Raw genomic sequence first — 15,294 nt, 5'->3', positions numbered from 1 at the left:
GGAAGGGGGATCCACGATGCAGTTCGGACGCACCTACGAGGAGTTCGAGGTCGGCGCGGTCTACAAGCACTGGCCCGGGAAGACCGTCACCGAGTACGACGATCACCTCTTCTGCCTGCTGACCATGAACCACCACCCCCTCCACATGGACACCAACTATGCGGAGAAGACGACGGACTTCGGTAAGAACGTCGTCGTCGGCAACTACATCTACTCGCTGCTGCTCGGCATGTCCGTCCCGGACGTCTCGGGCAAGGCGATCGCCAACCTGGAGATCGAGTCGCTGCGGCACATCGCGCCGACCTTCCACGGCGACACCCTGTACGGCGAGACCACGGTGCTGGACAAGTGGCCGTCCAAGTCCAAGGACGACCGCGGCATCGTCTACGTCGAGACCAAGGGCTACAAGCAGGACGGCACCGTCGTCTGCGTCTTCCGCCGCAAGGTGATGGTGCCGACCGCCACCTACACCGCGGCGCGCGGCGGCGAGCAGCCCGGCCGCCCGACCCCCTCGGCCTGACCCGCCGCACCACCATGCCCCCGGTCAGGGGCCGCCGTCATCGGTCCCTGGCCGGTCCAGGGGGCTCCGCGGACGTCACGCTTCGCGGAGCCCCCGACCCCTCCCCCCTGAGTCATCACCCCCAGAGCATTCGGAGCCGCACGATGGGACGCCTCGCACAGACCGACGGCCTCACCGAGATCCAGCGGGACATCCTCGCCACCGTGCGGGACTTTGTCGACAAGGAGATCATCCCGGTCGCCACCGAGCTGGAGCACAAGGACGAGTACCCCGCCGCGATCGTGGAGGGGATGAAGCAGCTGGGCCTGTTCGGCCTGACCATCCCCGAGGAGTTCGGCGGCCTCGGCGAGTCGCTGCTCACCTACGCCCTGGTGGTCGAGGAGATCGCCCGTGGCTGGATGTCGGTCTCCGGCATCGTCAACACCCACTTCATCGTGGCCCACATGATCAACGCCCACGGCACCCAGGAGCAGAAGGAGTACTTCCTGCCCAGGATGGCCGCCGGCGAGATCCGCGGCGCCTTCTCGATGTCCGAGCCGGGCCTGGGCTCGGACGTCTCGGCGATCAGCACCAAGGGCGTCAAGGACGGGGAGTTCTACGTCCTCAACGGCCAGAAGATGTGGCTGACCAACGGCGGCACCTCCACCCTGGTCGCGGTGCTCTGCAAGACGGACGAGGGCGCCGACACCCCCTACCGCAACATGACCACCTTCCTGATCGAGAAGACGCCCGGCTTCGGCCCGAACCCGACCGTCCCGGGTCTCACCGTGCCCGGCAAGATCGAGAAGATGGGCTACAAGGGCGTCGACACCACCGAGCTGGTGCTCCAGGACGTACGAATTCCGGCCAACCGGATCCTCGGCGGCGTCCCCGGCAAGGGCTTCTACCAGATGATGGACGGCGTCGAGGTCGGCCGGGTGAACGTGGCCGCGCGCGGCTGCGGCGTGGCCCGGCGCGCCTTCGAGCTCGGCATCTCCTACGCCCAGCAGCGCTCCACCTTCGGCAAGAAGATCTCCGAGCACCAGGCGATCCAGTTCAAGCTGGCCGAAATGGCCACCAAGGTCGAGGCCGCGCACCAGATGATGGTGATGGCCGCCCGCAAGAAGGACAGCGGCGAGCGCAACGACCTTGAGGCGGGCATGGCCAAGTACCTTGCGTCCGAGTACTGCAAGGAGGTCGTCGAGGACTCCTTCCGGATCCACGGCGGTTACGGCTTCTCCAAGGAGTACGAGATCGAGCGCCTGTACCGCGAGGCGCCGATGCTGCTGATCGGCGAGGGCACCGCGGAGATCCAGAAGATGATCGTCGGCCGCCGCCTGCTGGAGGAGTACAAGCTCGCCGAGTAGCGGCCACCCGCAGGGTGGGCCGCCGCTGTCCCGGGGCCCACCCGCAGGGCTGAGAGATGATTCACGGATCTTGACGGTCTCTTGGGAACCGACCACCGGGCCGCTACGGTCGTATACATAGCGCGTGTGCTCCGGCACGGTAGGAGACAGTTGAACGAGCAGGCGGGTTGCCCACCTACCACCTGCTCCCGATAGCATCCACCGGGACAGCAGCTGTCCCCTTATCACCCGATCCCCGCGGTTGGCCCCCGTGCAGGCCAAGATCCCCCGCGATAAAGGTCTTCGATGCCCATCAGCCCGTCCCCACGCTCCTCCGTCACGGAACGCGATGCCCTCGCTCCCGAGACGGCCGGCCGGCGACCCCGCGTCACCATCGCGCGCGGAGCCACCCCCTGGTTCGTCCCGACCCTGGCCACCGCGGCCCTGACCACCGCTCTCACCAAGCGGAACGGCAAGTGGGCCCTCGCGGCGGTACCGACCTGCGCGCTCAGCGCGGGCATGCTGTGGTTCTTCCGCGACCCCGAGCGCGAGATCGGCGCCGGCAGAGTGATCTCGCCGGCCGACGGCGTGGTGCAGAGCATCGACGCCTGGCCGGACGGCCGCACTCGCGTGGCGATCTTCATGAGCCCGCTCAACGTGCACGTCAACCGGGCGCCGCTGCCGGGCACCGTGACCTCCGTCGAGCACATCGCCGGCGGCTTCGTCCCCGCGTTCAACAAGGACAGCGACCGCAACGAGCGGGTCGTCTGGCACTTCGACACCGAACTCGGCGACATCGAGATGGTGCAGATCGCCGGCGCCGTGGCGCGTCGCATCGTGCCCTACGTGCCCGCCGGTACCAAGGTCGAGCAGGGCGAGCGGATCGGCCTGATCCGCTTCGGCTCCCGCGTCGACACCTACCTGCCGCCCGGCGTCGAGGTCGGCGTCGAGGTCGGCCAGAAGACGACCGCGGGGGTGACACGCCTTGACCGTGACTGATCCCGAGACCCTGGTGGGCATCGGCGACTCGGAGGAGACCGAGCTGCGCCGGCGCCGCTGGGCGCGCGACCGCGAACTACGCGCGCCGCGCTCACCGCAGACCCTGTCCACGGCGGACTTCCTGACCCTGGGCAACGCCGTCTGCGGCTTCCTGGCGATCTACTCGATCACCACCAACATGCTCATCCCGCACATCAGCGGCACCGGCGACGGCACCGGCGGGATGATCCGGCACGGCGCGGCCACCGCGGTGACGCTGCTGCTGCTCGGCTCGATGTGCGACCTCTTCGACGGCCTGGTGGCCCGCAAGCTGCGCTCCTCGGCGCTGGGCGCGGAGCTGGACAACCTGGCCGACCTGATCAGCTTCGGCATCGCGCCCGCCTACTTCGTCGCCGTCTGGGGCATCGTCGGTGGCTCGGGCGGGAACGGCCAGGGCCTGTCCGCCTTCATCGCGCTGACCGTGCTGCTCTCGGTGGTGCTGCGGCTGGCCCGGTTCTCCGCGGTGAAGATGCGCCCCGGCGTCTTCCAGGGCATGCCCTGCCCGATGGGCGCGATGACGGTGATCGCCATCGTGCTGCTCGACCCGCCGTTCCTGGCCGGCCTGCTGGCCATCTTCGGCGTGGCCTACCTGATGGTCAGCAAGGTCGAGTACCCCAAGCCGCAGGGCCTGCTGGCCACCGCCACGCTCGCCTGGATCGTGGTCTCGATCGGCTGCCTGGCCGCCTGGGCCGCCGGTCTGCCCGGTGGCGACGTGCTGATGCACATCGGCGCCGTCGCCCAGATCGCGCTGGCCGCCATGGCCCCGCTGCTGGTGATCCGCCGCAAGGTCGGCCAGAAGGTCGGCGACGTGCGGGCCCGCCGCGCGGAGTCCCGCGGCTGCTGATCCGCCACCCGCCAAAGACCGCGGCCCCCGATCCGGACGGATCGGGGGCCGCGGTCTTTGCGGTGCGCGTAGGTGTGCGCGTCGTTGGTGCGCGTCGTTGGTGCGCGTCGGTGCGGCCGACGGCCGCCGGGGTCAGGCGCCGCCGTGGTGCACGCTGAACGCCGAGCGCCGGGCGGCCCGGGCCACCGCGGCGTCGGGGTGCACGCTCGCCACCGCGGTGAGCACCGAGGCGGCGCGCGCGTGGCCGGACTGGCGGGCCCGGGCGAACAGCCGCACCGGGTCACCGGCGCTGGCCCCCTCCACGTGGCCGACCAGCAGCTCGACCTCACCGTGGTCCAGCACGGCGGCGGCGGTGTCCACCCAGAGCCAGGCGGCGTCCTCGGCGCTCAGCACGTCGGAGGGCACCACGCCGTCCTCGTCCAGCTGCTCGGCCAGCCAGAGCAGCGCGTACGGGCGCAGCACCGGCTCGTCGATCGCGGTCCGCACGGCCTGCTCGGCGGTGCCGCCGGCCACCCGCAGCGCCTCGAAGGCGAGCCCGCGCAGCAGCGCGTCCTCGCCGCGGGCGGCCTCCAGGAGTTCGTGGACGGCGCGGTCCACCGGGCGGGCGGCCACCCAGGCCCGGTACTCGGCGCGGGCCGGGCCCGGGGAGTAGTGGGCGCAGGCGTCCAGCAGTTCCAGCGCGCTCTGCTCGATGTGGCCGGCGGCGGTCTGGGCGACCGTGCAGATCTCCTCCAGCTTGGCGCGCACCGCCCAGTGGCCCAGCGAGGAGAGCTCGGCGGCGTCGGAGGCCCGCACCACGGCACCGACGGCGGTCAGACCGTCCAGCATCCAGTCCAGCACGGCCGCGATGTCGGAGGGCGCGGGCGGGGTGTCGATCTGCGGCTCGCGGCAGGTGCCGCGCACGGCCGAGACGGCCGAGGCCGCGTGCGGGACCGGCGACAGGCTGGCGAAGCCCGGTCCGGCGCCGTGGCGGCGCTCTGCCCCGGCCTGGTGGCCGGGAGGTGCCCCCAGGCCCCGCCGCAGCAGCTCCATCAGCTCGCTCTCGGCCACCGGACCGTCCACCAGGTGCAGGAAGGAGAGCAGCTGGGGGGCCTGGTCCACGGCCTGCCCGGCGAGCACCGCGAAGACGCCGCGCAGCGCGGCGGGCGGCACCGGGGCGAGCAGCGTCCAGGCGTCGAAGAGCGCGGACCAGCCGCGCAGCACGGCCTCGTCGTCGTGCTCCCAGGCGTGCAGCCGCCAGCCGGGGGCCGCGCCGCCGTCCCGCGGCTCGACCAGGCCCACCAGCAGGGCCTGGCCCCAGGCCTTGGCGGCGGCGCCGACCGTCATGGCCAGCGCGCGGCCGGCCGCCCGGGCGTCATCGGGGAGCAGTTCGCCGCGCTTGTCGACGGTCTCCAGCTCACCGGCCCAGCGCGCGATGCGCACCGCGTCGGTGAGCATCAGGCGGGCCAGCGGGGCGAGCTCGGCGGGGCCGGGGAAGCCCTCGGGCACCGGGAGCCGGCCGCGGCCGGGGGCCGGCTTGGGCGGGCGGCGGCGGGGGGCGGCGGGGCGGCCCGGCTGCGTGCCGTCGGCGCGGCGGGTCGTACCGGGTAGACGGGTCACCGTCGCGCCGGTACCCGTGGTCGGCGGGAGCGGGGCATCACGGTCGCGCGGATTCCGAGACGTCACGCCGTGCAGTCTTCCCCGTGTACGGGGCTTCTGTCACATCGAGTTCGGCGCGTCTTCGACGGACTGGGGTAGCCGGCCGGGCGGACTCGGGGCAAGAGTGGCCAAACCGGGCCCAGGGACGGCCGCGTGACTTGTGCACGACACTAGTGGGGGGCACGGACCGTGGTCAAGGGGTGACCCAGTGCGCGCACCCGGGCCCGGCGGCCGCGGGCGACCCGCGGCCCTGGCGGCCGGCTCAGAGCAGCGGCGTCAGGAAGCGCCGCAGCCGCTCCTCGTACCCGTGCGGGTCGGCGTTCCACAGCGCGGCGTGCCCGGCATCCGGCACCGGGTACAGGCTTACCAGGTCCGAGCGGCGGTCGGCCAGCCGCTGGGCGGCGGCGAACGGCGCCACGGCGTCCTGCGGGCTGTGCAGCAGCAGGGTGGGCGCGGCCAGCTCCGCGCCGTCGGCGATCCTGGCGAAGGCCTCCTGGTCCACCCCGGTGCGCGCCTCGGCCGACCAGGCCCCCAGCTTCCCGGCCAGCGCGCCCTGCACACCGGACCGGGCGGCCACCCCGCGCACCGAGGCCGACCAGTCGAGCACCGGCGAGTCCAGCACCAGGCCGGCCACCGACGCCCGGTACTCGGAGCGGGCGGCGGTCTGCAGCACCGTCGCCGCGCCCACCGACCAGCCGTAGAGCACGATCCGCCCGGCGCCCGCCTCCTTGGCGAACCGGACCGCCGCCTCCACGTCGTGCCACTCGGTCTCGCCGAAGTGCCCGATGCCGTCCGGCGAGGCCGGCGCGCCCTGGTCGCCGCGGTAGCTGACCACCAGCGCGGGCAGGTTGAGCCGCTTGAGCACCGGCAGCACGGGCAGCGCCTGACGGCGGTCGGCGAGCCGGCCGTGCACCGCGATCACCCAGGTGCCGCGGACCGCCGGCACGTACCAGGCGGGCAGCCCGCCGAGCTCGCCGTCGACGATCACGTCCATGTAGTCCAGGCCGCAGGCCGAACCCGGGTCACCGCGCAGCACCCGGGGGCTCAGCTCCACCTCGGTGCCCGCCGTCAGCGGGCCGCCGGCGGTCAGCTCCAGGCGGCGAGTGACGCTGCGCGGGCCGGTGCGCAGCACCTGGCCGACCACCGCGTGGCCGCCGGGCCAGTCCAGCGCGTAGCGGCCGCGGCGCAGCCCGGCCTGAGTGCGGGTCAGGCTCACCTCGTGGGCGCCGACCTCCAGCACCCGCAGCGCGGGCTCGCCCTTGAGAGCGCCGTCCTCGGCGAGCTCGGGGCGCAGGCTCAGATCGGCGACCCGGCGCCCGATCAGCAGGACGGCCGCACCCGCGGCGGCGGCGACGGCGGTGGCTGCGGCGACGGCGGTTCCCCAACGCATGGCTCTCCCGGACTTGGTGACGGCGGACTTGGTGACGGCGGCCTCGGTGACGGCGACCTCGGTGCGACGGCGTCCACGGTGACGGCGGCGTCCACGGTGACGGCGGACACGACCTTCCCAGTCCACCGCGCGCCCTACCGTCCGGCCACCGCAGCACCGCCGTCCGGGCACCTCGGGCACGCCCCGGACGCGGCGGCTCCGGTGTGAACAGGCTGTCGAGGCGTTCGGGAGACTCTGTTCCGATCCCATGGGTCGACCGGGGTGTCCGGGCAACCGTCAGGGTCGGCTGTTACGGTGCCCTCTGAGCTTTGACACACGCCACGGGGGCACGAGCATGTCGCAAGAGATCCAGGTCAGCACGGTTCGACGGCAGGACACGGTCCTGACCGGTCGACGATGAGCACCAAGCGGGCCAAGAAGCCCGCGTCCCGGCTCACGCTGGTCTTCCTCGGAGCGATGGCCGACGTCACCCTGCTGCCCTGTCCGCTGATCTGGCACGGCAAGGCCGGTGCTCCCGCCGCGTGGGCGACCGCCGTGGTGCTCGGCACCGCCGTGCTCGCGGCCGTGGCCGTGGTGGTCGGAGTGTGGCGGCCTTCGCTGTCCCGCGCGGCTCGGGTGACGGCGGGAAGCCTGCTCGCCTTCGGCGCCGTACTGACGGCCCTGATCGGCTTCGACCTTTTCACCGGCAACTCCGGAATCGCCACCGCGGGCCTGCTGCTGCTCGGCGACGCGGCCGTCCCGCTGGCCCTGCTCTGCGGCCAGCTCCTCGGCTCGCCCGACCAGCGCTCCTGACCCCTTCCAACCCGGCGTCCTGACAGACGGTCGGGTCAGCATGGAGATCATCTTTTCATGAGCGACATCCTGCGCGATCTTCAGCAGATGAACACCTTTCTGGGCGAGCTCACCGGTGCCCTCGCCCAGGCCCGGGACGTCCTCCCGTCGCGCTCCGAAGGCACCGACCGCAGCGGCACGGTGACCGTCGTGCTCGGGCCGGACGACCTCCCCCGCAGCATCGACGTGGCCTCGAACTGGCAGCAGCGGCTCTCCGCCGCCGAGCTCGGCGGTGCGGTGGTCGAGGCGGGCCAGGCGGCCTCCGTCGCGCGGCTCTCGGTCTGGCAGGAGCGCGAGGGGCAGGCGCTCTGGGACGCCGTCCCCGACCAGCTCCCCCACCCCGACGCACCGTCGCCCGCCGAGCCGGCCCCCGTGGACCTGACCCTGTTGCTGGGCGACCTGAGCCAGGTCGAGCCGCGCCCGCTGGACGTCCTGGTCGAGGACACGCTGACGGCCCTCGACCAGGCCGGCACGCCGGCCTCACCGGTCCAGGGTCGCGGCGCGGACCAGAACGGCCGCCTCACCCTCGTCCTCTCCCCGGCCGGGCTGGCCGCCTGTGACGCGGACGAGCGCTGGCTGGCTGCCCAGAGCTCGGGCGAACTCAACCGCGCGCTGGCGCAAGCGCTCTCGCACGCGCACAGCGACCTCGCCGCTGCCGTGCAGCGGTCCAAGGGCCAGGCCTCCGGTTCGGACGCGCTCCTGCGCGAGGCCCTCGCCCTGCTCATGGACCCGCGTCGGCTCGCAGACTCCTGACCCACCCCACGCACGGATACCGGAGGTACCGGCACGATGGCCGACGACGGCTTCAAGGTGACCACTGACACGCTCCGCAAGGAGGCCGGGATCTGGGACCAGCAGAGCGACCAGCTGGGGAAGATCAACGCCTCTGTCGGCTCGATGGCGACGGACCGCATCCAGGCGGGCGTCTTCCAGATCATGGTCAGCGCCTACATGGAGGTCGTGAACGCGGTCCAGGGGCGCACGCAGGAAGGGCAGACGAACCTCAAGGGCATCGCCAACGGGCTGCGCAAGGTCGCCGACTCCTACGACCACACCGAACAGCAGAACAAGGCCGCCGTCAGCGGCATCGGCACCAAGTGAAACGGGGCGAGTGACGTGGCGTTCGACGCGAATCAGTACCAGGGCACGGTCGACAAGCTCAACTCGGGCATCGGCGACCTGTCGGCCAAGCTCGACTCCGTGCCCGGCAAGGCCAACGACGCCGCCAACCAGTGGTGGGTGCCGGACTGGCTGGCCGACAAGGTGATCTGGTTCGGGCGCAAGCTCTGCGAGGTCGGCTCCTGGATCCTGAACAAGATCAAGGAGTGCCTGGAGGGCGTCGCCGCCCCGATCTACCTGGCGATCCACGGCTTCCAGTGGGAGAGCCTGCGCGGCCTGGCCAACGGGGTCACCGGTGAGCTCCAGCCCGCGATCCTCGGCACCACCGACGACTGGAAGGGCCCGGCTGCCGACGCGTACACGAAGGAGATACCGCGCCAGGCCGCCGCGGCGACCGCGCTCGGCGGCATCTGCGACAAGACCTCGACCTCGCTGGAGCTGTGCGCGGTGGCCGGTCTGACGTTCTACGTCGCGATCGGGCTGGTCCTGGTGAAGTTCATCTCCGCCACCATCGCGGCCATCGTCGCACTCGGTTCGGTGGTCTTCTCCTGGGCCGGTCTGGCGCTCATCCTGGAGGAGGCCGGGGTCAACACCGCGGTGATCGTCGGTGCCGTGGCCGCCCTGACCGCGCTGCTCGGTGCCCAGGCCAAGGAGATGGCCGCGCTGCACGGCAACGCCGTCGACACCAGCCAGTTCCCCGGCGGCCACTGGCCGGTCTCGGTGCAGCCCGGCGTGTGACCGCGCGAGGGACCGGCGGCAGTGCGCGCCGGCCCCTCGCGGCGGGTCAGACCGGGATCCCCCCGGTGTCCTGGCCGGCCAGCAGCGCCCAGAACCGTTCGAGCCGCGGCACCGCCGGCTCCCCCGTCACCGGGCCCGGCGCACCGGGCGCCGGGGCGCCCCAGGAGCCGGTGCCCCAGTGCGAGGCCACCTGGTACTCGCCCGGCAGCGCGGCCAGCACCGCGGCCAGGCTCGGCCGCGGCACCGGTACCAGCGCCGCCACCGCCGGCAGCTGGGCCTGCCAGCGCCCCTGGACGCACTGGTGCAGCCGCTGGTCGAGCTCCTCGCCCGCACCGCACACCCGCAGCACCAGGTCGCGCAGGGTCAGGCCGAGCGCCTCGGCCAGTGCGGCGCTCTGCTCCGGGCTCCCGGCCCAACGCCCGGTCAGCTCGGCGGTGGCGTAGCCGTCCGGGCCCATCCCGATCCGGGCGGCGGTCTGCTCCGCGGTCAGCTCCCTGGCCACCCGGAAGTCGCGCAGCGAGGCGGGCGGCCGGCCCATCAGTTCGGCCGCCGGGCACCACAGGGCCCGGGCCAGCGCGATGAACTCCCGCTCGCTGGGGCGCAGCTCGCCGCTCTCCCAGGCGGTCAGGTGGGTCGCCAGCAGACGCACGCCGTGGGCGGACATCGCGCCCACCACCTGTTCGGGCGTCAGGCCTAGGCTCTCCCGGTGGGCGCGGGCGGCCCGCGGGGAGAACGGGACCGGGGTGGGGGCCGGCGGCCGGCTTCTTCGCATGCGCCGACGCTAGGGTCAAGGCCGCGGCGCACCCAGCCGCTGAACGCACGAAGCCGCTCGGCGGCCCGCCGACCGCCGTTGGACGATCGGCCAGCGCTCCACCGGATCGGCCCGGCGCCCCCGTGGTGTGACCGACTCGGCCGGTGACCTGGTTGACTCCCGCTTCGCGCGCGTGATGGGATCCTTGGGCCAATCGGAGGCATGGAGAGGAAGCCGGTGCGAATCCGGCGCGGTCCCGCCACTGTCACCGGGGAGCACGCCCGACGAACGGTCACGGCGGCCCGCCACAGGGCCGTTGGAAGGCCCGGGCGTGCGTCACCACCCGGGAGCCAGGAGACTCTCACCTCCGCTTCGTCGATCCAGGGCGCGGACCCTGAGTGAGGACACGCAACAGATGGCGGGGGTCTCCCACCGCGCGCTGCCGTACGCCCTCGGCGCCCTGACCGGCTACGCCGCCGACGCCCGGTTCGGCGACCCGCGACGCGGCCACCCGGTGGCCGCCTTCGGCCGCGCGGCCACCCGACTGGAACGCGCGCTCTGGCGCGACCACCGCGGGGCGGGGGCGCTGCACACCGCGCTCTGCGTCACCGCGGTGGCGGCGGGCGCCGCGGGCGCACAGCGGCTGGCCACCCGGCGCCGGGCGGGCTCGTCCTGGACCGCCGCCGCGCTGACGGCCGCCGCCACCTGGACGGTGCTCGGCGGCAGTTCGCTCACCCGCGAGGCCCGCACCATCGGCGCCGCGCTGACCGCCGGTGATCTGGCGGCCGCCCGCCGGCGCCTGCCGCACCTGTGCGGGCGCGATCCGAGCGCGCTGGACGAGCGGCAGCTGGCCCGCGCCGTGGTCGAGTCGGTGGCCGAGAACACCGCCGACGCCGTGGTCAACGCCCTGGTCTGGGGCGCACTCGCGGGCACCCCCGGGCTGCTCGCCTTCCGTGCCGTCAACACGCTGGACGCGATGGTGGGTCACAAGTCCGCGCGCTACCGCCGGTTCGGCTGGGCCGCGGCCCGGCTGGACGACGTGGCCGGCTGGCCCGGCGCCCGGCTGACCGCGCTGCTCACGGTGGCCGCGGCCGAGCGCCGCGACACCGCCTGGCGCGTCTGGCGGCGCGACGGCGGCGCGCACCCGAGCCCGAACGCCGGGCAGGCCGAGTCGGCCTTCGCGGGCGCGCTGGGCGTACGCCTGGGCGGCACCCTGCACTACGGCGCCGAGGTGGAGCACCGCCCGGTGCTCGGCGCCGAACTGCGCCCGGTCGCGGTGGCGGACATCGAGCGGGCCTGCCGGCTCTCGCGCCGGGTCGGGCTGCTGGCACTGGGGACCACGGTGGCGCTGCGCCTGGCCGTGCTGACCCGTACACGTAAGGGGCGGATATGAGCAACGCACTGCTGGTGGCCGGCACCACCTCGGATGCCGGCAAGAGCGTGGTGACCGCCGGGATCTGCCGCTGGCTGGTGCGCCAGGGCGTCAAGGTGGCCCCGTTCAAGGCGCAGAACATGTCGCTCAACTCGATGGTCACCCTGGACGGCGCCGAGATCGGCCGGGCCCAGGTGATGCAGGCCCAGGCCGCGCGGGTCGAGCCGGAGGCGGCGATGAACCCCGTGCTGCTCAAGCCGGGCGCCGACGGGCGCAGCCAGGTGGTGCTGCTCGGCCGCCCGGTCGGCGAGGTCGGCGCGCTCGACTACCGGGACCGCAAGCCCTACCTGCTCCAGCGCTCGCTGGAGTGCCTGGCCGACCTGCGCCGCCGCTTCGACGTGGTGATCTGCGAGGGCGCGGGCTCGCCCGCCGAGATCAACCTGCGCGCCGGCGACATCGCCAACATGGGCCTGGCCAGGGCCGCCGGGCTGCCGGTGGTGGTGGTCGGGGACATCGACCGCGGCGGGGTCTTCGCCGCGATGTTCGGCACCCTGGCGCTGCTCTGTGCCGAGGACCAGCGGCTGGTGGCGGGCTGGCTGGTGAACAAGTTCCGTGGCGACGCCCGGCTGCTGAAACCCGGCCTGGACATGCTGCACGAGCTGACCGGCCGTCCGGTGCTCGGCACCCTGCCGATGCTGCCGGGCCTGTGGCTGGACGCCGAGGACTCGCTGGACCTGTCCACCGCGGTGGCGCACGCCGAGGCGGTGGGCCCGTACGGCGCGGACGTGCTGCGGGTGGCCGTGCCGCGCTTCCCCCGGCTGTCCAACTTCACCGACCTGGACGCGCTGGCCCAGGAGCCCGGGGTGCTGGTGCGGTGGGCCACCCGCCCCGAGGAGCTGGCCGACGCCGACCTCGTGGTGCTGCCCGGCACCCGGGCCACCGTCGCCGACCTCGCCTGGCTGCGCGAGCGCGGCCTGGAACGGCCGCTGCGCGAGCGGGCCGCCGCCGGGCGCCCGGTGCTCGGGATCTGCGGCGGCTACCAGATGCTCGGGCGGCGGATCACCGACCTCGTGGAGTCCGGCGCGGGGCAGGTGGACGGTCTCGGACTGCTGCCGACCGCGGTCGAGTTCGGGCCCGGGAAGGTGCTCGCCCGACCGGTCGGCGAGGCCTTCGGCGAGCGGGTCGAGGGCTACGAGATCCACCACGGGGTGGTCACCGTGGAGGGTGGTGCTCCGTTCATCTCCGATGGCCACGGGCAGAGCCTGGACGGCTGCCGCGAGGGCGCCGTCTGGGGCACCACCTGGCACGGGGTGCTGGAGAACGACGGCTTCCGCCGGGCGTTCCTGCGCGAGGTGGCCGCGCTCGCCGGGCGGGACTTCACGCCGGCTCCCGACACCGACTTCGCGGCCGCCCGCGAGGCCCGGCTGGACCGGCTGGGCGACCTGATCGAGGAGCATGCCGACACCGACGCGCTCTGGCGGCTGATCGAGAACGGCGTCGTCGGCGATGCGCCGTTCGTACCCCCGGGCGCGCCGGCCGCGCGCACTATGGAAGGTGACCGCCCGTGAGTGACGTCCGATACCCCTTCACCGCGATCGTCGGCATGGCGGACCTGCGGCTCGGCCTGCTGCTGAACGCCGTCGCGCCGGCCGTCGGCGGGGTGCTGGTGCGCGGCGAGAAGGGCACCGCGAAGTCGACCATGGTGCGCGCGCTGGCCGGGCTGCTGCCCTCCATCACGGTGGTCGACGGCTGCCGCTTCGCCTGCGACCCCACGGCGCCGGACCCGCAGTGCCCGGACGGGCCGCACCCCGGCGCTGCCGCCCTGGACCGGGCGGCCCGGCTGGTGGAGCTGCCGGTCGGCGTGACCGAGGACCGGATCGTCGGCTCGCTGGACCTGGAGCGGGCCCTCGCCCAGGGCGTGAAGGCCTACGAGCCCGGTCTGCTGGCCCAGGCGCACCGCGGCGTGCTCTACATCGACGAGGTCAACCTGCTCCAGGACCACGTGGTGGACCTGCTGCTGGACGCCGCGGCGATGGGGCGCTCGTACGTGGAGCGCGAGGGCGTCTCGGTGCGGCACGCGGCGCGGTTCCTGCTGGTGGGCACGATGAACCCGGAGGAGGGCGAGCTGCGTCCGCAGCTGCTCGACCGGTTCGGGCTGACCGTGGAGATCGCGGCCACCCGGGACCCGGTGGAGCGGGCCGAGGTGGTGCGGCGCAGGCTCGCCTACGACGCGGACCCGGCCGGTTTCGCGGCCCGCTACCAGGACGAGGAGCGGGCCCTGGCCGAGCGGATCACCACCGCGCGCGCCCTGCTGCCCTCGGTGGTGCTGGGCGACGCCGCACTGCGCCAGATCACGGCCGTCTGCGCGGCCTTCGAGGTGGACGGGCTGCGCGCGGACATCGTGATGGCCCGCACCGCGGTCGCGCTGGCGGCCTGGGACGGGCGCACCGCGGTGGTCGAGGAGGACGTCCGCCAGGCGGCCCGGCTCGCCCTGCCGCACCGGCGGCGGCGCAACCCGTTCGACGCGCCCGGGCTGGACGAGGAGCAGTTGGAGCGGACGCTGGACGAGCACGGCCAGGAGCCGGAGCCGCCGGAGGGCGACGGGCCGGAGGGCGGTGACGGGGGCGGTCCGGATGACGGGGGCCCGGACGGCGGCGGCGACGGCGAGGACGGCGACGGCGACGGCGGTGGGCCGGACGGGGGCGGTGCGCCCGACCCCTCGTCCGCGCCGACCGCCGAGCCCTCGGCGCCGGCCGGGCCCGCCGAACCCACCAAGCCCACCGAGCCCCCCACCGACACCCCGCCGCGGCTGCCCAACCCGGCCGGCCCGTCCCGCGAGTCCGCCCCCGTGGCAGCCGAACAGCCCTACCGGACACGGCTGTTCAAGGTCCCGGGCACCGGCCACGGCAGCCAGGGCCGCCGCTCCCCCGCCGAGACCGACGGCGGCCACACGGTGCGTGCCCGCCGCCCACAGGGCGCGCTGACCCGGCTGCACCTGTCCGCCACCCTGCGGGCCGCCGCGCCGCACCAGCTGGCCCGGGGCCGGACCGGACGGGCGCTGGAGCTGCGCGGCGACGACTTCCGCGAACAGGTGCGCCACGGCCGGGAGTCCAACCTGGTGCTCTTCGTGGTCGACGCCTCGGGCTCGATGGCGGCCCGGCAGCGGATGACCGCGGTCAAGGGCGCGGTGCTCTCCCTGCTGATGGACGCCTACCAGCGCCGGGACAAGATCGGCCTGATCACCTTCCGCGGCACCGGCGCCGAACTGGCGCTGCCGCCCACCTCCTCGGTGGAGGTCGGCGCGGCCCGCCTGGAGCAGTTGCCCACCGGCGGCCGCACCCCGCTGGCGGCCGGGCTGCTGCGGGCCCACGAGGTACTGCGGCTGGAGCGGCTGCGTGATCCGCTGCGCCGCCCGCTGCTGGTCGTGGTCACCGACGGACGGGCCACCGGCGGGCGCGCGGCGCTCGGCGAGGCGGGGCGGGCCGCCGGCCTGCTGGCCGCCCAGGGCACCGCCGCCGTGGTGCTGGACTGCGAGTCGGGACCGGTGCGGCTCGGCCTCGCCCGCACGCTCGCGGCCCAACTGCGCGCCAGCACCGTCACCTTGGACGAGCTGCGCGCCGAGGGCGTGGCCGCCCTGGTGCACGCCCACCGCTCCTCCTCTCTTCCCGCCACCCGATCCTCCGCCCTTCCCTCCGCCCGCTCCTCCGCGCGAAAGGCAGCGTGACCCG

14 protein-coding genes and 1 riboswitch are annotated in these 15,294 nt (G+C 74.1%); of the genes, 11 read left to right on the top strand and 3 right to left on the bottom strand.

The window, feature by feature from the left end:
- Window positions 1-16: 16 nt before the first annotated feature.
- The 4 genes from ACFZB9_RS15260 (at window position 17) to ACFZB9_RS15245 (ending at window position 3,727) form a co-directional block, all read left to right on the top strand.
- Window positions 17-520: a MaoC family dehydratase gene (locus tag ACFZB9_RS15260; RefSeq protein WP_391447208.1), complete on the top strand. Its 504-nt coding sequence runs from the start codon at window positions 17-19 to the stop codon at window positions 518-520.
- Between the two features lie 143 nt (window positions 521-663).
- Window positions 664-1,866 (top strand): acyl-CoA dehydrogenase family protein, encoded by a 1,203-nt coding sequence (locus ACFZB9_RS15255; protein ID WP_391447207.1) that lies wholly within the window; start codon window positions 664-666, stop codon window positions 1,864-1,866.
- Between the two features lie 285 nt (window positions 1,867-2,151).
- Window positions 2,152-2,844: a phosphatidylserine decarboxylase gene (locus ACFZB9_RS15250; protein WP_327066586.1), complete on the top strand. Its 693-nt coding sequence runs from the start codon at window positions 2,152-2,154 to the stop codon at window positions 2,842-2,844.
- Window positions 2,831-3,727, top strand: a complete 897-nt coding sequence (locus ACFZB9_RS15245; protein ID WP_391447205.1) for a CDP-alcohol phosphatidyltransferase family protein — start codon at window positions 2,831-2,833, stop codon at window positions 3,725-3,727. Before ACFZB9_RS15250 ends, ACFZB9_RS15245 begins: the two co-directional genes overlap by 14 nt.
- A 132-nt stretch (window positions 3,728-3,859) precedes the next feature.
- On the opposite strand, the gene ACFZB9_RS15240 is transcribed toward ACFZB9_RS15245, so the two are convergent.
- Together ACFZB9_RS15240 and ACFZB9_RS15235 are read right to left on the bottom strand one after the other, a co-directional pair.
- Complete coding sequence (locus ACFZB9_RS15240; RefSeq protein ID WP_391447203.1) at window positions 3,860-5,326, bottom strand: hypothetical protein; 1,467 nt, start codon at window positions 5,324-5,326, stop codon at window positions 3,860-3,862.
- A 301-nt stretch (window positions 5,327-5,627) separates the two neighbouring features.
- Complete coding sequence (locus ACFZB9_RS15235; RefSeq protein WP_391447201.1) at window positions 5,628-6,755, bottom strand: alpha/beta hydrolase; 1,128 nt, start codon at window positions 6,753-6,755, stop codon at window positions 5,628-5,630.
- A 396-nt stretch (window positions 6,756-7,151) separates the two neighbouring features.
- Here ACFZB9_RS15235 and ACFZB9_RS15230 point away from each other — a divergent pair, with 396 nt between their 5' ends.
- Genes ACFZB9_RS15230 through ACFZB9_RS15215 form a run of 4 tightly spaced genes read left to right on the top strand, consistent with a single transcriptional unit; the run spans window position 7,152 to window position 9,443 of the window.
- On the top strand, window positions 7,152-7,547 hold the full coding sequence (locus ACFZB9_RS15230; protein WP_391447199.1) for a hypothetical protein: 396 nt from the start codon (window positions 7,152-7,154) through the stop codon (window positions 7,545-7,547).
- 57 nt (window positions 7,548-7,604) lie between these two features.
- Window positions 7,605-8,339, top strand: a complete 735-nt coding sequence (locus tag ACFZB9_RS15225; RefSeq protein WP_391447197.1) for a hypothetical protein — start codon at window positions 7,605-7,607, stop codon at window positions 8,337-8,339.
- Window positions 8,340-8,375: 36 nt separating this feature from the next.
- Window positions 8,376-8,687, top strand: a complete 312-nt coding sequence (locus ACFZB9_RS15220; protein WP_391447195.1) for a type VII secretion target — start codon at window positions 8,376-8,378, stop codon at window positions 8,685-8,687.
- A 15-nt stretch (window positions 8,688-8,702) separates the two neighbouring features.
- Complete coding sequence (locus ACFZB9_RS15215) at window positions 8,703-9,443, top strand: hypothetical protein (protein WP_391447193.1); 741 nt, start codon at window positions 8,703-8,705, stop codon at window positions 9,441-9,443.
- A gap of 46 nt (window positions 9,444-9,489) precedes the next feature.
- On the opposite strand, the gene ACFZB9_RS15210 is transcribed toward ACFZB9_RS15215, so the two are convergent.
- Complete coding sequence (locus ACFZB9_RS15210) at window positions 9,490-10,215, bottom strand: transcriptional regulator (protein WP_391447191.1); 726 nt, start codon at window positions 10,213-10,215, stop codon at window positions 9,490-9,492.
- A gap of 160 nt (window positions 10,216-10,375) precedes the next feature.
- Window positions 10,376-10,576: riboswitch (cobalamin riboswitch) on the top strand.
- Between the two features lie 33 nt (window positions 10,577-10,609).
- Here ACFZB9_RS15210 and ACFZB9_RS15205 point away from each other — a divergent pair.
- The 3 genes from ACFZB9_RS15205 to ACFZB9_RS15195 are packed head-to-tail and all read left to right on the top strand — an operon-like array spanning window position 10,610 to window position 15,290.
- Window positions 10,610-11,587: a cobalamin biosynthesis protein gene (locus ACFZB9_RS15205; RefSeq protein WP_391447189.1), complete on the top strand. Its 978-nt coding sequence runs from the start codon at window positions 10,610-10,612 to the stop codon at window positions 11,585-11,587.
- Complete coding sequence (locus ACFZB9_RS15200) at window positions 11,584-13,134, top strand: cobyric acid synthase (RefSeq protein WP_391447187.1); 1,551 nt, start codon at window positions 11,584-11,586, stop codon at window positions 13,132-13,134. The genes ACFZB9_RS15205 and ACFZB9_RS15200 overlap by 4 nt, the downstream gene beginning before the upstream one ends.
- A 35-nt stretch (window positions 13,135-13,169) precedes the next feature.
- Complete coding sequence (locus tag ACFZB9_RS15195) at window positions 13,170-15,290, top strand: putative cobaltochelatase (RefSeq protein WP_391447404.1); 2,121 nt, start codon at window positions 13,170-13,172, stop codon at window positions 15,288-15,290.
- Window positions 15,291-15,294: the final 4 nt, after the last annotated feature.

It is taken from the genome of Kitasatospora sp. NPDC008050 (assembly GCF_042957465.1).
GTDB lineage: Bacteria > Actinomycetota > Actinomycetes > Streptomycetales > Streptomycetaceae > Kitasatospora.
This window is presented reverse-complemented; position numbering and strand designations above follow the sequence as displayed.